Annotated in this window: 15 protein-coding genes and 3 tRNA genes; 6 read left to right on the forward strand and 12 right to left on the reverse strand. The window is 57.9% G+C overall.

What is annotated here, in order from left to right:
* Nucleotides 1-80: 80 nt before the first annotated feature.
* The 6 genes from HLUCCO03_RS06245 to alaS all read right to left on the reverse strand — a co-directional run bounded on the left by HLUCCO03_RS06245 (nt 81) and on the right by alaS (nt 5,064).
* A tRNA-Arg gene (locus HLUCCO03_RS06245) sits at nt 81-157 on the reverse strand.
* Nucleotides 158-369: 212 nt separating this feature from the next.
* A tRNA-Arg gene (locus tag HLUCCO03_RS06250) sits at nt 370-446 on the reverse strand.
* A 49-nt stretch (nt 447-495) separates the two neighbouring features.
* Nucleotides 496-586 (reverse strand) — tRNA-Ser (locus HLUCCO03_RS06255).
* A gap of 127 nt (nt 587-713) precedes the next feature.
* Nucleotides 714-911, reverse strand: a complete 198-nt coding sequence (gene csrA, locus HLUCCO03_RS06260) for a carbon storage regulator CsrA (RefSeq protein ID WP_008172808.1) — start codon at nt 909-911, stop codon at nt 714-716.
* 183 nt (nt 912-1,094) lie between these two features.
* Nucleotides 1,095-2,330 (reverse strand): aspartate kinase, encoded by a 1,236-nt coding sequence (locus HLUCCO03_RS06265; protein WP_027831690.1) that lies wholly within the window; start codon nt 2,328-2,330, stop codon nt 1,095-1,097.
* 103 nt (nt 2,331-2,433) lie between these two features.
* Nucleotides 2,434-5,064 (reverse strand): alanine--tRNA ligase, encoded by a 2,631-nt coding sequence (gene alaS, locus HLUCCO03_RS06270; protein ID WP_027831689.1) that lies wholly within the window; start codon nt 5,062-5,064, stop codon nt 2,434-2,436.
* A gap of 130 nt (nt 5,065-5,194) precedes the next feature.
* On the opposite strand from alaS, the gene HLUCCO03_RS06275 reads away from it, so the two are divergent.
* Nucleotides 5,195-5,737, forward strand: a complete 543-nt coding sequence (locus HLUCCO03_RS06275; RefSeq protein ID WP_027831688.1) for an RDD family protein — start codon at nt 5,195-5,197, stop codon at nt 5,735-5,737.
* Here HLUCCO03_RS06275 and lptG read toward each other — a convergent pair.
* Nucleotides 5,734-6,795 (reverse strand): LPS export ABC transporter permease LptG, encoded by a 1,062-nt coding sequence (gene lptG / locus HLUCCO03_RS06280; protein ID WP_027831687.1) that lies wholly within the window; start codon nt 6,793-6,795, stop codon nt 5,734-5,736. The genes HLUCCO03_RS06275 and lptG overlap by 4 nt on opposite strands.
* A complete protein-coding gene (gene lptF, locus HLUCCO03_RS06285) occupies nt 6,788-7,891 on the reverse strand; it encodes an LPS export ABC transporter permease LptF (RefSeq protein WP_027831686.1) in 1,104 nt (367 codons plus the stop codon). The genes lptG and lptF overlap by 8 nt, the downstream gene beginning before the upstream one ends.
* A 217-nt stretch (nt 7,892-8,108) precedes the next feature.
* On the opposite strand from lptF, the gene HLUCCO03_RS06290 reads away from it, so the two are divergent.
* From HLUCCO03_RS06290 to HLUCCO03_RS06310, 5 genes are all read left to right on the forward strand, one after another.
* Nucleotides 8,109-9,602 carry a leucyl aminopeptidase gene (locus HLUCCO03_RS06290; protein ID WP_027831685.1) on the forward strand — a complete coding sequence of 498 codons (1,494 nt, stop codon included), beginning with the start codon at nt 8,109-8,111 and terminating at the stop codon, nt 9,600-9,602.
* The gene (locus tag HLUCCO03_RS06295) at nt 9,589-10,062 is read left to right on the forward strand and encodes a DNA polymerase III subunit chi (protein ID WP_027831684.1); all 474 of its coding nucleotides are present in this window, start codon (nt 9,589-9,591) and stop codon (nt 10,060-10,062) included. Before HLUCCO03_RS06290 ends, HLUCCO03_RS06295 begins: the two co-directional genes overlap by 14 nt.
* 454 nt (nt 10,063-10,516) lie before the next feature.
* Nucleotides 10,517-13,387, forward strand: coding sequence for a valine--tRNA ligase (locus HLUCCO03_RS06300; protein ID WP_027831683.1), 2,871 nt, complete (start codon nt 10,517-10,519; stop codon nt 13,385-13,387).
* Nucleotides 13,388-13,390: 3 nt separating this feature from the next.
* Entirely contained in the window at nt 13,391-14,380 is a 990-nt protein-coding gene (locus tag HLUCCO03_RS06305) for a 2-dehydropantoate 2-reductase (protein WP_051603829.1), read from the forward strand.
* Nucleotides 14,380-14,937: a cob(I)yrinic acid a,c-diamide adenosyltransferase gene (locus tag HLUCCO03_RS06310; protein ID WP_027831682.1), complete on the forward strand. Its 558-nt coding sequence runs from the start codon at nt 14,380-14,382 to the stop codon at nt 14,935-14,937. Before HLUCCO03_RS06305 ends, HLUCCO03_RS06310 begins: the two co-directional genes overlap by 1 nt.
* Before the next feature lie 41 nt (nt 14,938-14,978).
* Here the strand turns inward: HLUCCO03_RS06310 and HLUCCO03_RS06315 are convergent, their stop codons facing one another.
* From HLUCCO03_RS06315 to HLUCCO03_RS06330, 4 genes are all read right to left on the reverse strand, one after another.
* Complete coding sequence (locus tag HLUCCO03_RS06315; protein ID WP_155939916.1) at nt 14,979-17,009, reverse strand: methyl-accepting chemotaxis protein; 2,031 nt, start codon at nt 17,007-17,009, stop codon at nt 14,979-14,981.
* 125 nt (nt 17,010-17,134) lie between these two features.
* Nucleotides 17,135-18,022, reverse strand: a complete 888-nt coding sequence (locus HLUCCO03_RS06320; RefSeq protein ID WP_027831680.1) for a regulatory signaling modulator protein AmpE — start codon at nt 18,020-18,022, stop codon at nt 17,135-17,137.
* A complete protein-coding gene (gene ampD / locus HLUCCO03_RS06325) occupies nt 18,022-18,591 on the reverse strand; it encodes a 1,6-anhydro-N-acetylmuramyl-L-alanine amidase AmpD (RefSeq protein WP_051603828.1) in 570 nt (189 codons plus the stop codon). The genes HLUCCO03_RS06320 and ampD overlap by 1 nt, the downstream gene beginning before the upstream one ends.
* Nucleotides 18,592-18,748: 157 nt before the next feature.
* The gene (locus HLUCCO03_RS06330; RefSeq protein ID WP_027831679.1) at nt 18,749-21,070 is read right to left on the reverse strand and encodes a DUF1631 domain-containing protein; all 2,322 of its coding nucleotides are present in this window, start codon (nt 21,068-21,070) and stop codon (nt 18,749-18,751) included.
* Between the last annotated feature and the right edge of the window lie 118 nt (nt 21,071-21,188).

Genomic DNA, 21,188 nt, shown 5'->3' on the forward strand with positions numbered 1-21,188 from the left:
CTCTTTCGGTTCAAATCCTTTCAAACTCCGAGATCTGCAAACAAAAAACCCCGCTCGTTGGCGGGGTTCTTTGTTTGATATGGCGCGGCTGGGAGGATTCGAACCTCCGACCGCCTGGTTCGTAGCCAGGTACTCTATCCAGCTGAGCTACAGCCGCTTGGAAATCTGTATCCCCCGCCAGCCTGGCAGTCAGGCTACTGGGAGGATTATTCGGGCCTGTGGCCCTCACCCCTTCGGGGTCGTCGTCGCTTTGCTCCGACGTTCCTCAGCACACTTCGTGTGCTTCGGTCGAACCTCTTTCGGTTCAAATCCCATCCAACTACGAGCTTGTCGCAGTTAACGGGTGCACGATGACATGTGCTTAATAAATGGCGCGGCTGGGAGGATTCGAACCTCCGACCGCCTGGTTCGTAGCCAGGTACTCTATCCAGCTGAGCTACAGCCGCGCGTCGCTACTTCTCGATTTAAACCGTTCTCTTTCTTCTCCGAAAAGAATGGCGGAGAGGGAGGGATTCGAACCCTCGATACGCGCAATGCGTATGGCTCCTTAGCAGGGAGCTGGTTTCAGCCACTCACCCACCTCTCCTTGAGAACGGGGCGTATACTACCATAATTTTTCTGATTTCATAGGGTTGACACGAGTTTTTTCAAACCGCCCTCGTGCCGGTACAAAAAAGCCGTTCGGGTTTCCCTCGAACGGCTTTTTCTCACTTTCAGCTGTTGCCGGGTTCCGGCTCTTCAGAACCTTTCTCGCTCTGAATACGCTGATAGATTTCTTCACGGTGTACTGCCACCTCTTTCGGCGCATTTACACCAATTCGTACCTGATTCCCCTTTACCCCAAGTACGGTAACGGTGATGTCGTCACCGACCATCAGGGTTTCGCCAACACGGCGGGTCAAAATCAACATGTCCTTTACTCCCTTATCCAGAGCTACCTGTTCCGACAAATGTATACTGCTTACTTTTATAATGGGATCACTTGCTGCACCGAGGACGCATAATCACTTATACGCACTCCGGAAGGCATAAGCCTGCATATGATTCCCTTTTTACAGAAAGCCTGGCCAAACGGCGTATAGATCCACCAATGATCAGGCTTCCTCTATCCCGGGCTTGTCCAGCTCGAATGCACTATGAAGTGCCCGAACCGCCAGCTCAAGATATTTTTCGTCAATCACCACTGAGATTTTAATCTCGGACGTGGAGATCATGAGAATATTGATACCCTCGTTGGACAGCGCCGCAAACATTTTAGTTGCAACACCGGCATGTGAACGCATGCCCACACCCACAATGCTGACCTTGGCGATCTTGCTGTCACCACTGACTTCCCTGGCTCCCAGTTCCTCAGACACCCTCTGCAAAACAGTCTGGGCCCGCTTGAAATCATTGCGATGGACGGTGAAGGTGAAATCAGTGCGGTTATCTGCGCCGACGTTCTGAACAATCATGTCGACTTCAATATTGGCATCACTGACCGGTTGCAGTATACGCAACGCACTGCCCGGTGTATCAGGCACACCGGAAATCGTCAGCTTGGCTTCATCACGGTTAAAGGCTATGCCGGAGACAACCGGTTGTTCCATGGCGCTTTCATCCTCAAGAGTAATCAGGGTACCTTCACCTTCCTGGAAGCTGGAAAGAACCCTTAAAGGAACATTGTATTTACCTGCAAACTCCACCGCGCGAATCTGAAGAACCTTCGAGCCCAGGCTGGCCATCTCGATCATTTCTTCAAAGGTAATCCGCTCGAGCCGGCGCGCACTGTCGACGACCCTCGGGTCAGTGGTGTAGACACCGTCCACATCAGTGTAGATCTGACATTCATCAGCCTTCAATGCGGCGGCCAGGGCAACGGCAGTGGTATCCGACCCGCCACGGCCCAGGGTGGTGATGCTGCCGTTCTCGTCGATGCCCTGAAAGCCTGCAACCACCACCACGCGGCCGGCATCGAGATCTTCCCTCATGCGCTGTTCATCAATCTGCCGGATGCGCGCCTTGGTATGGCTGCTGTCTGTCAGAATCCGCACCTGGGCACCGGTATAGGAACGGGCATCGCAGCCACGCTTCTGCAGCGCCATGGACAACAGGGCAATCGTGACCTGCTCACCTGTGGAGACCAGTACATCCATCTCCCGGGGCGTGGGTTCTTCCATGATTTCGTTGGCCAGCCCGATCAGGCGATTGGTCTCACCACTCATGGCAGATACCACAACCACCACGTCATGACCTTCTTTACGAAAACGGCTGACTTTTTCCGCAACCGCTTCAATCCGCTCGGTGGTGCCTACCGAAGTACCACCAAATTTCTGAACCAAGAGCGCCATTATTTTCCCGATACCAAGCGTAAACAAATGGCAGGGCAAAGCCCCGCCTCAGATGGTCAAACGGGCAGGATTATAAACGCCTGCCCGAATTGGAAACAGTTACCTAAGCAATATTTTTTTCAACCCAGGCCGGCACACCGGCAAGGGCTTCAGCCAGTCTGGAGGGATCATTACCTCCGCCCTGGGCCATATCCGGACGACCGCCGCCCTTGCCATCAACCTGTGCCGCCAGATGCTTCATAAGATCGCCGGCCTTGATCTTGCCGGTAGCCGACTTGGTTACACCGGCAACCAGCGTAACCTTGCCATCCTCAACACTGGCCAACACCACAACACCCTCGCCCAGCTTGTTCTTGAGCTGGTCGGCGGTTTCCATCAATGCCTTGCGGTCAGCCCCTTCCATTTCAGAGGCAACCACCTTGAGGCCGGCCACTTCGACTGCGGAACCGGCCAGGTCCGTCCCGGCTGAACTTGCCAGTTTTGCCTTGAGGGCGTTGACGTCTTTCTCGAGCTGCCGGTTACGATCCAGGGTTTGCTGAACCTTCTCCACCACCGACTCACGGGAGCCTTTGACCAGTTTTGCCACTTCCCGCAGGGTCTGCTCGGTTTCTTCAACCCACTCAAGGGCACCCATACCGGTCACCGCCTCGATGCGGCGAACCCCGGAAGAAATGCCACTTTCCGAGGTAATCCGGAACAGGCCGATATCCCCTGTCCGAGCCACGTGAGTACCACCACACAGCTCCACGGAGTAATCATCAGACCCCATGCTCAGAACCCTGACGGTATCACCGTATTTCTCGCCAAACAGGGCAATGGCGCCCTTGGCCTGGGCCCTTTCCATATCGGTAATTTCGGTCTGTACCGGGGTGTTGTCCAGGATCTGCTCATTCACCTGGCGCTCGATTTCCCGCAACTGTTCCGGTGTCACCGGTTCGAAGTGGGAAAAGTCGAAACGCAGTTTGTCAGGGTCCACCAACGAACCTTTCTGGGACACATGCTCACCCAGCACTTTGCGGAGCGCGGCATGCATCAGGTGCGTTGCCGAGTGGTTCTTTTTGGTCCGCTCGCGGCGGGCATGGTCGATGCGCGCGTCCACTTCCAGGCCCGGGAACAACTCACCTTCAATCACAGTGCCGATGTGGAGATGGTTGCTGCCTTCCTTCTGGGTGTCCGTCACCTTGAAACGGCCGCCGCTCCAGGTCAGCAGGCCGGTATCACCAACCTGCCCGCCGGATTCGGCATAGAACGGCGTACGCTCCAGCACCACGACCGCCTCATCGCCTGCCTGGGCATTCGCCTCCCTGCCATCCACGATCACGGTGCGGATGGTTTCGTGGCCGTCGATGTGTTCGTAACCGGTGAACTCGGTGGCCCCCTTGATGTTCAGGCCTGCGGCGTTGTAATCCATACCGAACTTGCTGGCGGCACGGGCGCGCTCGCGCTGCTCTTCCATGGCTTTTTCATAGCCTTCGTAGTCCAGCGTCAGGCCGCGCTCGCGGGCGATGTCGTTGGTCAGGTCCACCGGGAAACCGTATGTATCGTAAAGGGTGAAGATGGTTTCGCCCGGAATTTCGGAACCTTTCAGTTCGGCAATATCCTGCTCCAGCAGGCGCAGCCCCTTGTCCAGAGTCTTTGCGAACTGCTCTTCCTCCTGCAGGAGGACCTTTTCGATCTGCTTGCGGCTGCTGACCAGTTGCGGATAGGCATCGCCCATCAGCTCAACCAGTGCGCCTGTCAGCTTGTAGAAGAACGGCTGGGTAGCACCCAGCTTGTTGCCGTGGCGGGCAGCCCGGCGAATGATGCGACGCAGCACAAAGCCACGGCCCTCGTTGGACGGCATCACGCCGTCGGCAATCAGGAAGGCACAGGAGCGGATATGGTCTGCCACAACCCGGAGCGAGGCCTCGGTGGTATCGACACCACCCAGAATATCGGAAGCGGCCTTGAGCAGGTCCTGCATCAGGTCGATTTCATAGTTGCTGTGCACGCCCTGCAGCACTGCGGTGATGCGCTCAAGGCCCATGCCGGTGTCCACGGAGGGCTTGGGCAGTGGCAGCATTTCTCCATCGGCCTGGCGGTTGTACTGCATGAAGACCACGTTCCAGATCTCGATGTAGCGGTCACCGTCTTCTTCCGGGCTGCCAGGAGGACCACCGGCTACATCCGGGCCGTGATCGTAGAATATTTCAGTGCACGGTCCGCAAGGGCCGGTATCGCCCATTTGCCAGAAATTGTCAGATGCGTAGGGGGCACCCTTGTTGTCGCCAATACGCACAATGCGCTCTGCGGGAACACTGATCTCCTTGTTCCAGATATCGAAAGCCTCGTCGTCGGAGGCATAAACGGTCACCCAGAGCTTTTCTTTCGGCAGTTTCAGCCAGTCGTCACCGGTCAGGAAGGTCCAGGCATAATTGATGGCTTCGCGTTTGAAGTAGTCACCGAAGCTGAAGTTGCCCAGCATCTCGAAAAAAGTGTGGTGACGCGCGGTGTACCCCACGTTTTCCAGATCGTTATGCTTGCCACCCGCCCGGACACATTTCTGCGAGGTGGTGGCCCGGGTGTAGTCGCGCTCTTCCCGGCCAAGGAACACGTCCTTGAACTGGTTCATTCCCGCGTTCGTAAACAACAGGGTCGGGTCGTCCGCCGGAACCAGTGAACTGCTCGGTACGATGGTATGGCCCTGCTGCCTGAAGTAATCGAGAAACGCCTGTCGCAACTCTGCGGTTTTCATAGCCCTTTGATACCCTTGTATAAACCCGTGCGGGTCCACGTTTGAAGACACATACTTACATGCGCGTGCAAATCCGCTACTCTAGCACACGCCGAGAACAGGAAAAACGTGAAACATCACAGGAGACGCCATGCCCCGCCGCTTTCATTCCGCTGAGGAATTGTTACCCCCTGCCCCATTCATCAAGCGTCTCATGGCTGTAATCTACGACTCCCTGATCAGTGTTGCAGTGCTGCTGGTGACCACCTGGGCGTATACTCTTGTGGCAGGCTGGATAACCGGCTGGGAAGAGTACGAGGAAATGGCCGAGGCCGGCACCCTGGGTGCCGACCCGATACTCACCTTTGTATTGTTCCTGGCACTGTACCTGTTCTTCGGTTATTTCTGGACCAGGAATGGCCAGACGCTGGGCATGCAGGTGTGGCGTATCCGCATTGAGAACCTCGACGGCACCTCCGTGTCCTGGACCCAGGCCCTGAAACGTTACGTGGCCGCCGCTGCGATTCTCTTCGTTGCATTGCTGGGCGCCTATTACCTGAACGCCGCCACGCTGTTTATCACCATTCCGGCCATTATCGCGCTTTTTTATCCCATCAACGGGCTTTCCCTGACAGACCGTGCCTCCGGCAGTATCGTCGCATCGGTGCCCAAAGAACCGAAAAAGAAGAGCTAACCGGCCCGTCGCATCAGCACCGCCCCCACCACAGCGTTGATGGCAATCGGCAGAATGATGGCCAGTACCGGATTGAAACCGAAAACCAGGCTCATGGGCCCCAGCAGATCCTGCATATACTTGAACAACAGCCCCACGATCAGGCCGGTAAACACCCGGAACCCCATGGTCACAGATCTCAGCGGGCCAAACACGAACGATATCGCCACCAGCACCATCACCGCTGTACCCAGCGGCATCAGGACCTTCTTCCAGAATGCCAGCCAGTATGTCGCAGCGCTCAACCCCTGTTCCCCGAGATACGTTGCGTAGGTATACAGGCCCGAAATGGAGAGATCTTCCGGCTTGACGATGAGCACACTGAGCACATCCGGCGACAGGCCGGTTTCCCAGCGCAACGCCCGTTGTTTTTCCTGGGAAGTCTTGTCGTCACTCAGGGTGGTTGTGGTCACATTTTCCAGTAACCAGTGGTCTCCCTGGTAAATGCCCCGTTCGGCATAGGTAACCGAAACCAGCCAACGCTCATCGTCAAAACGAAATAACGACACACCGCGAATGACGCCGTCGGGCTGAACAGCGTTAAGGTGCATGAACACCTCACCTTCCCGGTGCCAGATACCGGATGCCGAGGCAACATTCTCACCCGCACCCTGGGCAATTGCTTTCTGGCTCTGGGCCATCCGTTCCGCCGGGGGTGCAACGTATTCACCAATCAGCACGCCGATCAGCACAATCACCAGTGCCGGCTTCATGGCCGACCAGACTATGCGCTTCAGTGAAACTCCGGCGGCACGGATCACCGTCAGCTCAGAGGAGCTCGCCATTGCGCCCAGCCCCACCAGGCACCCCATGAACGCCCCAAGGGGCAGATAGTCGTAGATCCGGCGGGGCAGCGTCATGAAGACATACACCAGGGCCTGCAGCGTCTGGTAATCATTTTCCGCGTCGTCCAGTTCGGCGATAAATGCGAAAATCAGGTCCAGGGACAGCACCACCAGCATCACCAGGAACATGGCGCCGCCCACCGTGCTCATTACGTAACGGTCAATCCTACGCAAGGTTGCGGCCCTCCCGAATCAGGCGGCGCCGGTACAGCCATGCGGGACCGAACTGCAGCCACAGCCCAAGCACGAGGAAAATGGCGTGAACCCAGAGCAGGCCGACCCACTCCGGTACTTTCCCGTTTTCGAGGGCGTCACGGGCCACGATCAGCAGGCCAAGATAGGTGATATAAACCAGCATTGCCGGTAGCAGGTGGAAGAACCGCCCCTGGCGCGGGTTCACACGGCTGAGCCGCACAGCCAGCAGGGTTACGATGGGCACAATCAATGGCAACGTGAATCGCCAGTGCAGCATTGCCCGGTCCTCCGGGTTGTCCGATGCCATCAGATCCGAGGTGCTTACCCCCTCCTCCAGCTCTTTTTCGCCGGCGTTGCCACTGCGGATTTTCAGGCCATAGGCGTCGAATCCTGTCACATCGTAATCCAGCCGCCCCGGCATGCCTTCAAACCTCGCACCTTCCTCAAGCACAAGAAACCGGCTGCCGGTATCATCATCGATAAGCTGGGAACCCTCACGGGCAGTAATAATCGACAGGCCTTTGCCATTCTGGTTGTATTCGGCGATGAACACCCCCTCAAGCCGGCGCTTGTCATCGCTCAGACCTTCGGTGTAGGTCACGCGCCCTCCGGAGGACAGGGACTGGAAACGCCCGGGCGCCAGCATTTCAAATTCCGTGGCCTGGCGCTGTTCGTTGAAGATGCCTTCCACCTGCTTCATGCCCCATGGCGATACATAGAGGCTCATAGCCCCCACTACCAGCATCACGGGAATACTGCCGATCAGGGTCTTACCCAGCAACTGCTTGTCACTGAGGCCACAGGCGAACAGTACCGTCATTTCGCTTTCCAGGTACATGCGCCCGTATGCGAGCAGAATGCCAATGAAAAAGCCAAGAGGAAGAATCAGTTCCAGAAAGCCGGGAAAACGATAGGCCATGATCTGGAACAGCACATCGCCCGCCAGGTCGCCCGCGGCTGCATCCGCCAGGTACTTTATAAACCGGCCGCTCATGAACACCATCAACAGAATGCCGGACACGGCAAGCATGCTGACAATGACCTGGCGGGTGAGGTAGCGGAAAACGATGCTCAAATCGGTCTCTCAGAACCGGATACGACCGGAATCGGTGGAAATCAGGATTCGCCGTATTCTAAGTAACCTTGGGGCCGAATGACAGACCACAGGTTTAACAAAGGCGTTAACGAACTGTCAGCGCTTGATAATTTGCACCCAAACCCCAATGCTATAGGCATCCGGGCAGCAAACCGGACGGTGCTGTCCTCAATCGGAATAACCAACGGGAGTTGCCATGAATTTTACCCTGAGCAGTAAGCCCATTTCGGATATCAAAGCGGATTGCCTTGTTGTTGCCCTGCCGGAGAAAGGCGACTGGCCCGCCTCCACCACACAGGCCAACGAGGCCCTGGGCGGACTGATCAAGACCCTGCACAAGAACGGGGACGCCACCGGTAAAAACGCAACCACCCTACTGGTTCCGCTGGACGGCCAGCCCTGGGCTCGCCTGCTGGTGGTAGGCACCGGCGCCGACAAAGACCGCACCCCCGCCAACTATCGCAAGGCCCTGATCGCCATGGCCGGCCAGGTCAAGGATGGTCCGTCAAAACATGTCCTGGTTGGTCTGGCTGACACCGTTGTCACCGGCGACGACGCCACCGGTTCCGAAGCGGCTCGCCTGAATCTCATCGGCCGTACTCTGGAAGAACAGCTCTACCGCTTCAACGAATTCAAGAGCGAGAAACCATCAGACCGCAAACTCGCGAAGGTCACGGTTGCCGCCTCATCCGCCGGCAAGGCACTGAAAGATGCCTTCAATCTGGGCCTGGCCACCGGCCGCGGCATGAACTTCACCCGTGATCTGGGCAACACCCCGCCAAACATCTGCCACCCCACCTGGCTGGCCGAACAGGCAGAGCAACTGGCGAAAGACAACGACGTCATCAAGACCGAAGTGCTTGACGAGAAGCAGATGAAAAAACTGGGCATGCACAGCCTGCTCTCGGTTTCCGCCGGCAGTGCCCAGCCTGCCAAGCTGATCGTGATGGAATACCGCGGCGGTAAGGCGAAGGACAAGCCCTATGTGCTCGTCGGCAAAGGCATCACCTTCGATACCGGCGGCATCAGCCTCAAGCCCGGCGAAGGCATGGATGAAATGAAGTACGACATGGGTGGCGCAGCCGCCGTGTTCGGCGCCATGAAAACCATCGCTGAGACAAAACCGAAGATCAATGTGGTGGCTGTGATCGCCGCCGCCGAGAACATGCCCAGCGGCACTGCCACGCGCCCGGGGGACATCGTCACCTCCATGTCCGGCCAGACCATCGAGATTCTCAACACCGATGCCGAAGGCCGCCTGGTACTGTGCGACGCCCTCACCTATGTCAAGAAATTCGATCCGGAAGTGGTGGTGGACATGGCCACGTTGACCGGCGCCTGCATCATCGCCCTGGGCAGCCACGCCACTGGCCTGCTGAGCAACAACGACGAGCTGGCCAACGAGCTTCTCGCTGCCGGCGAGCGCTCGGGCGACCGCGCCTGGCGCCTGCCCCTGTGGGACGAATACCAGAGCCAGCTCGACAGCAACTTCGCCGACATGCAGAACATCGGCGGCCGCCCTGCCGGTACCATCACGGCAGCGTGCTTCCTGTCGCGGTTTGCCAAGGACTACCGCTGGGCCCATCTGGACATCGCCGGCACCGCCTGGAACTCCGGCAAGGCCAAAGGCTCCACCGGCCGCCCGGTACCCATGCTGGTCGACTACCTGATGTCCCATGCCGGAAAGTAATGCCGGCGCCCGGGATGACCGGAACCAGTCCTACTGGTTCCACATCCTCGCCCAGAACACCCCTGCTGCCCGCAATCTCCACGCCGCCAAACTGGTGGCCAAAGCCCGGCAGCAGGGTGACCGCGTGGGCATCGTCTGCGACACCATGCAACACGCCCAGGAACTGGACGACCTGCTCTGGAACTTCAGTCCGGAAGCCTTTATTCCCCACGGCATCGTCCCGGACTCCGCCACCACCTGTACTGATCCGGTCGGTATACTGCTTTGCCCACCGGTAGCCGAGGACTGGGATACCGTTATCATCCTCTCGGCTACCTTGCCGGCGGATGCGGACCGGTTCAAACGGCTGGCGCTGGTTGCCCATAATGACGAGGCGGTTCTGGCACAGGCACGATCTCACTTCAAGCAGCTGCGTGCGCTGGGGATTGAGCCTCGGGTGCATGATTTGCGGAAGCGGTGAGTTTTTGGGCCTTTTGTAGGACTGTCGGCTTGGGGGAGGAGCGGGGTGGTGGTGTTATTTCCCTTGGGAAAAGAACTCGCTTCGCTCAGACACCTTTTCCTGGCGGGAAATAACACCACCACCCCACTCTTATGGGCCTGGCCGATATCTCCAGGGCAGTGCAGGGTCTGTCTCTGTTTTGTCTGGAAACTGCGATTTGTAAAACAAACTGGAAATCAAACCCAAGTAACACCATTGAACAAAGTCGAGATAACTCGGAGTAAATAAGGGTATGGGGGTGGTTTGAATTTCAGGCGAGAAAAGGTGTCTGAGCGCAGCGAGTTCTTTTCCCGCCTGAAATTCAAACTACCCCCGTACCCCTCCCCCAGAGTTCGCCGCAACCCAAGGGAGCATGTATAATCGAGCGTCTCAAATTTCCCTTGTGAATCAACCAAACGGTCACCAGAAGAAACCCATGGAAAAAACCTACCAGCCAGAAAACATCGAGCGCCAGTGGTACGAAAACTGGGAATCCAAAGGGTACTTCCGCCCCCGTTCAGAAAAGGCGGAAGGGGGCGAAGGCGAATCATTCAGCATCGCCATCCCGCCACCCAATGTCACCGGCAGCCTGCACATGGGCCACGCGTTCCAGCACACCATCATGGACACGCTCACCCGCTTCAAGCGCATGCAGGGCCGCAACACCCTCTGGCAGGTAGGCAGTGACCACGCCGGCATCGCCACGCAAATGGTGGTCGAGCGTAAACTGGCGGCCGAAGAAGACAAGACCCGCTACGACCTGGGACGGGAAGAGTTCATCAAGCGTATCTGGGACTGGAAGGAGCACTCCGGCGGAACAATCACCGGCCAGATGCGTCGTCTGGGCAACTCCGTGGACTGGGACCATGAACGCTTCACCATGGACGACGGCTTTTACAAGGCCGTTCAGGAAGTATTCATCCGCCTGTACGATGAAGGCCTGGTCTACCGTGGCAAGCGCCTGGTCAACTGGGACCCGAAGCTGCACACCGCCATTTCCGATCTGGAAGTGGAGAACAAGGAAGAAAAGGGCTTTTTCTGGCACCTGCGTTATCCATTGGCGGACGGCGAGAAAACAAAGGATGGCAAGAACTACCTTGTTGTCGCCACCACTCGCCCCGAAACCATGCTCGGGGACACCGCTGTGGCCGTTCACCCGGACGACGAGCGTTACCAGCATCTGGTGGGCAAGTTCGTGGACCTGCCCCTGGTAGGCCGCCGTATTCCCATTGTTGCCGATACCCATGCCGATCCCGAGAAAGGCAGCGGCTGCGTCAAAATCACCCCGGCCCATGACTTTAACGACTACGCCGTGGGCAAGCGCAACAACCTGGTAATGATCAATGTCATGACCCAGGATGCCTGCATCCGTGATGTAGCCGAAGTGGTCAACCCCGACGGCAGCGAGAACACAGATGTGGACGGCAGCCTGCCTGCCGCCTACGCCGGGCTCACCCGTGAGGAAGCCCGCAAACGGATTGTGTCGGACATGGACGCAGAAGGCCTGGTTGAAGAAGTGGAAGACCACGTGTTGAGCGTGCCCCGTGGTGACCGTTCCGGCCTGATCATTGAGCCCATGCTGACCGATCAATGGTTTGCAGATGCCAAAACCCTGGCAAAGCCGGCCATTGAAGCGGTGGAAGACGGTCGTATCCAGTTTGTGCCCAAGCAGTACGAGAACATGTATTTCGCCTGGATGCGCGACATCCAGGACTGGTGCATCTCGCGCCAGCTCTGGTGGGGCCACCGCATTCCCGCCTGGTACGACGCAGACGGCAACATTTATGTGGGCCGTAGCGAAGAAGAAGTACGCCAGAAACACAACCTGACCGCCGATCTGGAACTGAACCAGGACGACGACGCTCTGGATACCTGGTTCAGCTCTGCCCTCTGGACTTTCGGCACCCTGGGCTGGCCGGAAATCACCGATCGCCTGAAAACCTTCCACCCCACCGATGTGCTGGTGACCGGTTTTGACATCATCTTCTTCTGGGTTGCCCGGATGATCATGATGACCATGCATTTCATGAAGAACGAGGATGGCACCCCGCAGGTGCCCTTCAAGACCGTGTACGTGACCGGCCTGATCCGCGATGAGCATGGCGACAAGATGTCCAAGTCCAAGGGCAACGTCATTGACCCTCTGGATATGATCGACGGTATTGAGCTGAATGACCTGCTGGAAAAGCGTACCGGCAACCTGATGCAGCCCAAGCTGGCCGAGAAAATCGCCAAACGCACCAAGAAGGAATTCCCGGAAGGCATTACCGCCCACGGCACTGACGCCCTGCGCTTCACCCTGGCCGCCATGGCCACCACCGGCCGTGACATCAACTGGGACATGAAGCGCCTGGAAGGTTACCGCAACTTCTGCAACAAGCTTTGGAACGCGGCCCGGTATGTGTTGATGAACACCGAAGGTGAGGATTGCGGTGTTAACGACGAGCCGGTGGCGCTGTCCCTGGCAGACCGCTGGATCATCAGCGAACTGCAAACCTGCGAGCAGGACGTGATCCGCCACCTGGACCAGTATCGTTTCGATCTGGCCGCCTACGCCCTGTACGAGTTTATCTGGAACGAATACTGCGACTGGTATCTGGAGCTGTCCAAACCAGTCCTGAACGATGAAAGCGCCAGCGCAGAGGCCAAGCGTGGCACCCGCCGTACTCTGGTACGCGTTCTGGAAGCGGTGCTGCGGCTTGCGCACCCGATCATGCCGTTTATTACCGAGGAAATCTGGCAGCGCATCGCGCCACTGGCCGGCAAGACTGGCGACAGCATCATGCTGCAGCCCTTCCCCGAGCCAGATACCGGGAAGCAGGATGCCGCCGTTGCCGCCGATATCGAGTGGTTGAAAGGTGTGATTGTTGCGGTACGGAATATCCGTGGCGAAATGAACATTTCCCCGGCAAAGGCCATCCCGGTGCTGCTCCGCGGGAAAGACCCGGAAGACAGCCGCCGGCTGGACGAGAATCGCCAGTTCCTGGCATCACTGGCCAAGCTGGACAGCGTGGAATGGTTTACCGGGGGCGAAGCTCCCATGTCTGCCACCCAGCTGGTTGGCGAGATGGAAGTACTGGTGCCCATGGCCGGTCTGATCGACAAGGACGCCGAACTCAAACGCCTCGACAAGGAGCTGGAGCGGCTGCAGAAAGAAATAGGCCGGCTGGAAGGCAAGCTGGGCAATGAAAAATTCACCGCCAAGGCACCAGCCGAAGTGGTGGAAAAGGAGAAAGACAAACTCCGGGATGCCCGGGGCAGCATGAACCGTCTCAGCGAGCAGCGGGCTGCCATCGAGGCCATGTAAATCATGAACGGGCTCGGGGCGAACCAGCAGCTACCCGGCAGTGGCTCCATTGCCATTCTCGGGGCCGGTTCCCTCGGCCAGCTCTGGGCCGGCTACCTGCCGGCCGGCAGCGTGGCTTTTGTACCTCGCCCCACTCCTGAAAAAGAACCCGGTGCATCATTGGCTTACAGGCTTGAGCGATTCGATGGTTCTGTCCGGCCTGTGTCCGTGCCCTGGCTGTCCGTCGCAGCAGCCCCTCCTTCGCTTTTACTGGTCACCACCAAGGCCGGTGATACCCTCAGCGCACTGGAACCCCACCTGCCCGACCTTCCTCAAGGCGCGCCGATAGTGCTGTTCCAGAATGGCATGGGCAGCCAGCAGTCCGTCGCAGAACGTTGGCCACGGCAACCTGTGCTGGCTGCCAGCACCACCGAAGGGGCCAATCGCCCGGAACCCGGTTATACCGTCCACGCCGGCAAAGGTGAAACCTGGGTCGGAGCCCTGACAGACAGCGCCACCCCTCTGCTGCGCCAGGTGGTGAACACCCTGGCTGCCAGCGGGCTGACTGTGCATCCGGAAGCAGACATCCACCAGAGGCTCTGGGACAAGCTGCTGGTCAACGCTGGCATCAATGCCTTTACCGCCATTCTCAATTGCCGAAACGGGGATATCCTGAATCACCGGTTCTATCTGGAACATATAGACAACCTGTGCGAAGAAATAGCGGCGGTCATGAATGCCGAGGACTGCCAGCCGCTGGCGCCTCACGCCATTCGCCAGCGTATAGAAGCCGTCGCCCGCAACACGGCAAACAATACATCGTCCATGCTGAGCGACCGGCAACAGGGGCGGACCACCGAAATTGATTTTATTAACGGTTATATCGCACGACAGGGCCAGGCACGGGGAATCAGGGTCACGGTGAACCAAATGCTCACGCAACAGGTACAACAACTGTCGGCAGATACAAAGGCCGGGGAACCATCCAATCACACCAGACCGGGAGCATCCTGATGGGCAATCGCCTTTCCAAAATCTACACACGTACCGGAGACGACGGTTCAACCGGTCTTGCCGATGGTAATCGCATCGCCAAGAATGCCCAGCGGGTCGAGGCCATGGGTACGGCTGACGAACTGAACTGCCACATCGGGTTGCTGATTGAGTGCCTGGACAGCGATGACGAACTGGTGGAGAGCCTGCGTCGCATCCAGCATCACCTGTTTGATCTGGGTGGTGAGTTTGCCATCCCCGGCAGCAAGGTTATCGGCGACAACCATATCCAGTGGCTGGAGCAGACCCTGGACGCCCACAATGAGGACCTGCCGCCGCTGAAAAATTTTGTACTGCCCGGTGGATCTCCGGCCGCGGCCCAGTGCCACATGGCCCGTGCTGTTTGCCGTCGTGCCGAGCGGGTGGTAGTGGCGCTGAGCCACGAGGATTCCATCAATACCGATTCCCGGCATTACCTGAACCGGTTATCCGACCTGTTGTTTGTGTTTGCGCGCGGCCTGGCCAGGCGCAACGGGGGTGAGGAAATTCTATGGGACCAGAAAAAGTCCGGGATGTAAGCGGGCGGTAAAGGCCTCCGGAGCCGGAGGCCTTTACAGGATCATACCCGGAAGGCTTCCACAAGCCGCTGCAGTGAAGCGGTCAGCTGCGACATTTCACGGGACGAAGCCAGGGTTTCCTCGGCATTATCCGCTGTCTTCTGTCCCAGCACGCTGATCTGTTCCACATTGGTGTTCACATTCCTGGCCACGGCGGACTGCTCCTCCGCCGCCTGAGCAATCTGGTGGCTCATATCCACGATGGTCGAGATACCCTGAGCAATGCGATCCAGTGCCTCGGTCACTTCAGACGATTTCTTCACCGTGGTTTCGGTCACGTCATGGCTGTTGGTCATGGCCGCAACGGCTTCCTTTACGCCGCTTTGCAGGCGGGAAATCATGCCTTCAATTTCTTCCGTGGACTTGTGTGTACGCTGGGACAACGAACGCACTTCGTCCGCCACCACGGCAAAGCCACGCCCCTGCTCTCCGGCACGGGCCGCTTCTATAGCTGCGTTCAGTGCCAGCAGATTGGTCTGTTCGGCAATGGCCTTGATCTCCACCAACACCTGGCTGATGTTGTCACTGTCTGCATTCACCCGGTTGATCACCTCAACTGCGCCGGCAATCTCGGTTGCCAGCCGATTGATCGTCTCAACGGTATCAGCCACCACTTCGCGCCCTTTCCCGGTATCTTCCTCTGCCCTGCCGGCACTGTCAGACACCCGGTGGGCGCTCTCGGTCACTTCGTTAACCGCTTCCACCATCTGGCTCATGGCTTCGTTGATCTGGCCGGACTCCTCCATCTGGCGGGCTACCGCCTGACTGTTGGCCGCGGCAGTATCATTGACGCGGATTGCCTGATTATCCACATCCGACGTGGTACTGCTGACGGAACGGATCAGCTCGGCGATCCTGTCCGTCATATTGTTGAACTCTGTCGTGAGCTCGCCCAATTCGTCACGGTTATCCAGTTCGATATGGGCTGTCATATCCCCTGCAGCCACATTGCGGGCTGCCTGACTGAACCGGTTGATCGCCCTGCGCACAGACATGAAAAAGCCGATATAGAGGTACACCACCACCAGCAGCACAATAACAAGAGCAATGATGATGAAACGCCGCTGCTGAATCTCGGCGTCCAGACGTGCGTTCAGGTTATCGCTGACCACATCAAAAATACCCGCCGTCAGGTCATCATAGTGAACCAGCTGACTCTCGATCACCCGGTTGAAGTCCTCCCACGGCAACTCCAGGCGCATGGGTGCGATGACATTGGTATCAAGCTCATCACGTATGCTGATCAGGCTACCCTCGATACTCTGCAACGCGTCACCACTCCTTTCGGCCAGAGCCGGTGAGGTGTCGATTGCCACAGAAAGTGAGGGGCCGAGAAGCGATGAGCGATTGGTCAGTTCATCATAGATTTCGTTCAGCACGTCGCTGAGACTGTAACCCACCTGCCCTTCCAGCAGCGCAAAGGTCCCGAATGACCTGGCCCGGCCGATAATACTCTCGGCATCCGGCAAGGCCTCTCGCACCAGCCCGAGCAACAGCAGATTCTCCCGGGACGCGTCCTGGCCCAGCCCGGAAATCTCGATGGTGGCGGAGAGCATGGCGCGGACCTTCTGCACAAACTCCTGGTAATACTTGAACTGGGGGTCGATATTGCCCTGATAGCTGTCGGTGGACTTCAGCTCCTGCCACTCTTCCTGTAACAGTGCGATCTGCTCCGCCCAGTTGTCGGATGTATCGAACCTTGCCTCTGCGCCGGCAAGCTCTTCCAGAAGACTGTCGATTTCCCGGGCCACTTCGTCGGACCTGGACAATAACTCGTTATCATCCTTGGTCTTACCCGGTGCCCGGAAATCACGATATTCAAAGGATGCCTGAAGGAGTGCATCGACCTGTTCAAGTTGCTCCAGGCCTTCAACCCCGCGGGTCATGGTATCCACCGACCGGTTCAGCTCACTGATTACCAGCCAGGAAAGGGCAACGATAGGCAGCAGAAAAAGGACGCTGATCAGGCTGAACTTGTAGAACATCGGCAGCCGGTTCATCAACGACACAGCAGGCTTGATAAGCAGGTTCACGTATACCCCCACACAAGGTGTCGAACGAATAAAGCTTTATTATATTTGTTTATATTGTCGACTAAAGTACTACAAACTTGAGTGTTTTTCGGCGTATAAATGTAATTTTTGTTAAAACCTGCCCCCTATATAACACCCGCGATCACCAGAAGGGCCAGGACACAGATCCATACCAGCATGCTCCGGTTAAGCAGGTCCCGGATTGCGTCCAGGCTGCGCTGGCCATAATCTGGCCATTCATCAGGGTGGATCTGTGAAAACCGCGCGGGGTCAAGGGCATATCCCGTCAGCGCACCGTTGGCAGCTCCCATCAGGACCTGCTCGGTTTTCAGCGTTATACCGGCCAGAACCCGCTTCCCCTCGCTCATCCAGCCAGCCAGGTCCCCGGCCAACCCGAAGGTGAACGACAGCAAGCGGGCAGGTATCCAGTTCAGGACTTCGGCCATTCTGGCAAAACCGGGTCTTGCCGCTGCCTGTGGCCATTGGTCTCTCAATGCAATGATTCCCCGCGCGAAAAATGCCATCGCAGGGCCGGCAACCACATACCAGAAGGCAATGAGGAAGAAACGTTCGAATACCTCGACCATCAGAGTCCGTGTCAGTATCAGATGCATCTCTTCCGGCGACGCCGCTGCACCCCGGTCTCGTGACGGGAGAAGATCCTTGATGTGGTGCCAGGCAGCCTGCATATCACCCCTGGCCCAGGACGCACTATAGGCTTCCAGCGGCGAGCGCCAGCCCGGGGCACCCATCAGCAGCACCAACAGAATAAACTCCAGAGGATAAGCCGCCATTCTCCAGCCCAGCTCCGCCAGGTACCATTCTCCGGCGGCAATCAGCAGCGCCGGCACCGCTATCGTGGCCAGCCCCTTCCACTTGACGGCCTCCTTTCCCGCGGGACTCCTGCTGTTTCCTCGAAAAGCAGCACGCCACAGGGGCGCCCCGGACCACAGGTTTGCCGCATCCAGTTTGCGCCTGGTCAGGTACGCGAGAAGAAACACCACCAGTGCCATCAGCCAACTCCTTCTGTTGTCTGCCCGGCATCCAGCAATTTCCGGTAGCGGGACCAGTCAAACGCAGGCCCCGGGTCGGTTTTCCGGCCCGGGGCGATATCACTGTGGCCGGTGATCCTGTCCGGGGTGATGTCCGGCCATGCCGCCATGATCAGCCGTGACAGCTCCGCCAGCGCCCGGTACTGGGCAGGGGTATAGGGAATGTCGTCCGTACCTTCCAGTTCAATGCCGATGGAGAAGTCATTGCACTCTTCCTCGCCCTGAAAACAGGACCGGCCAGCGTGCCAGGCCCTGTCCAGCAGGCTGACAAACTGCACCGGTGATCCATCCCGGCGGATCAGCAGATGAGACGATACCTTCATCCCGGCAATCATCTCGAAATAGGGGTGCCCGGACGCTTCAAGCTGATTACAGAAAAACCGCTCAATGGCATCACCACCGAACTGCCCTGGCGGCAGACTGATGTTGTGAACTACCAGCAGGGATATACCCGAACCCTCCGGGCGGAGACCAAAGTTGGGTGAGGGGCACCACCTGGCCGTAGCTACGCGTCCGGTGCGGCGCAGCATTGAAGCCGGGTTTTCGGAAGGAGCAATGGAGCGGTGTGATGCTTTTCGTTCAGACAAGGTGATTCCAGCAGGCCGGTGGCGGACGTTTGGAAATCATCCGCCTCTGTTACTTTGATGCCTGTGATTGAAGCACAAAGTCGCCTGCCTTGCTATCGGCTCAGTCTTTACGACTGCTGCGCAGGTTATCGATGATGGATTCCAGTGCCCGGTCGAAAATCAGCCCATCGTCAAGCATGGTGATTTCTTCCGCTGCCATAGCCGAGGCCAGATCCTCACGCTGGTATTCGGCCACTTTTGCACCACTGCGATTGACAAAGATGTATTTGCCGGTGGCCTTGATGAACGCGGCCAGCTTGCAGCGGGTCTTGCCACCGTCGCGGATCAGCTCAATCCAGGAACCGACTCGCAGGCTGTCGGCGCGGTCCAGCCACTGGGGATCAAGGCCACTGTCGGCCACCGGAGCTTCCGCAACTTCGGCACCACCCGCGTCTGCCCCAGAAGACACGGGCTCAGGAATCTGCTGTGGCTCGGCTGTGTCTGTCGGCACAGCCGGAGCCGGGTCCTCTTTGGCCTCCACCGGAGCAGGCTCAGGGGGAGCAACTTCAGCGGTTTCTGCCTTGACCGGCTCTTCCACGGACTCGTTACGACGGGATGTAGTCACCAGACGCTGGAACACATCCACATGGGCCAGCTCAAGATCACGGATGGCCGCGTCCGTTGCGAACGGATCCCAGGCGATTTCCTGCAACGCTGATCTCAATCCATCCACGATACCGGGAATGGCCCTCAGCAGGTCACTGCGGGTGCTGTCTTCAACCGGCTGTGGATCCACACTCCAGACCAACTGACGGGTCAATGCCGATGCCGCCTGCCAGCGCTCGCTGTCTTCCCCTTCACGCAGTACCACCCACTGGAGGTACCTGGACCAGGCTTCATTAAGCAGCGTCAACACCTGGGGAGGCAGATCACGGCCACTCATCTGTTCGCTCAACAACGCGTCTGTGGCCCTGGAGGCCCTTTCCTGTTTTGCCCGGCCCTCTTCCGCGTCACGAAGACGTTGCTCCACCAGCTCCCGCCGGCGTCGATCCAGATCCATGAAATGCCCGAAATCACTGAGCAGTTCACTGAATATTTCCACATTGTCCGTGAATTCATTCAGAACACGATCAACAACGGATTCGATCTTTTCCCGCAGAGGGTCACGCTGGCCGGATTTTTTCTCGGTCCAGCCAATGGCTGACATAGCCAGCTCATTCAGCAGTTTCCTGACCGGATGACCACCGCGGTTGAAGAAATTCCTGTCACTCAGAGCCACCTTGAGCACCGGAATCTGCAACCGACCGATCAGGGCTTTCATCACCGGGTGGAGCTGACGGTCTTCAAGGATGAAGTCGAACAGCATAGAAACCAGATTGATGACATCACTGTCTACCTGGCCAGCATTGAGCTTGCCACCGGTTTCCGCCCGGAAAACCGGTTGCAGCTGTTCGGACAAAGGCACCACCTCGCCCTGCCCCCAATGAATCGACTGAGTCTGGATATCGCTCAGGCGCGACATCAGGGTGCCGGTATCCAGGAACCCTGCTCCTCCGGACGGCATGCCTCCAACCGTTCCACTCTGGCCCTGTCCCTGATGCAGCAATGCGCTGAGCTCGGAAAAGGTGGCCCGGACATCTTCGCCAGGCGCTGTCAACGGGCTTCCGGTGTCTGGCCCCGCACGCTCTGACAGCACCGCCCCACTTTGACGGGCACCAGGAGCCGGTCGTCCGGACGATGCACGGCCGCCAGTCGGAGCACGACGCATATCCGGCAGCACGCCCTCGGCAATCAGTGTTTTGTTGGCATCCTTGTAAACATCGCCAAGAACCCCGACCAGCAGACGGTCAAACAGCTTCAACACCACCAGCTTGGCACGAATGTCGATTTCCAGGTCTGAGCAGGCCTCCGCGACACCACCGCAGATCACTTCCGGGCTCAGGGGCATCTGGCTGTCTTCCAGCTTCACCGAGGGCACGAGGTGAGACACTCGCACGTTCAGCAGCCGGATTGCCTCCGCATGCTGGTTGCGGAGCTTGTTGATGAGGTTATCGATGGCCACCTGCTGTTCAAGATCCGAGTGGTCAACCAGCTCCAGCGAGTCCTGGTCAACTTCATCCAGGCTGCCGCTGCCGCCGCCCGGGCGAAAGGAGCCAATTTCATTGAAGGCACGGCTGACGTACTGCAGAACCGATACGGTCATGTTCTTGCGCCGCAGCCGGAGTTCCCGCATCGCATCAAAGTAGGCCGTCTGGTCCTGATTGGTCCCTGCTTTGTCTGCCAGCTCGAAAAGCGCATCATCAGCCTTGTCAAAAAATCCGGACAGCACTGCCTTGAGTGACTGACCAGATACGTCACGCAGACGCACCAGAGAGCCGGGCAGGGAAAACCTGTCAGGCAGCTTCTGGTTTTTAAAACTTACAACCTTGTTATCCTGCGCCATTCGGCTACTCCGGACGTTGACTGGAGACCTTTGTTATTGCACATCTTAGGCCTTACCCACGTCACCTTGTGTCAGAATTTGTCACCTTTTGTGTTTAAGTGATGAGCGTCACAGTTTA

The sequence above is a fragment of the Marinobacter sp. HL-58 genome, assembly GCF_001314605.1.
Lineage (GTDB): Bacteria > Pseudomonadota > Gammaproteobacteria > Pseudomonadales > Oleiphilaceae > Marinobacter.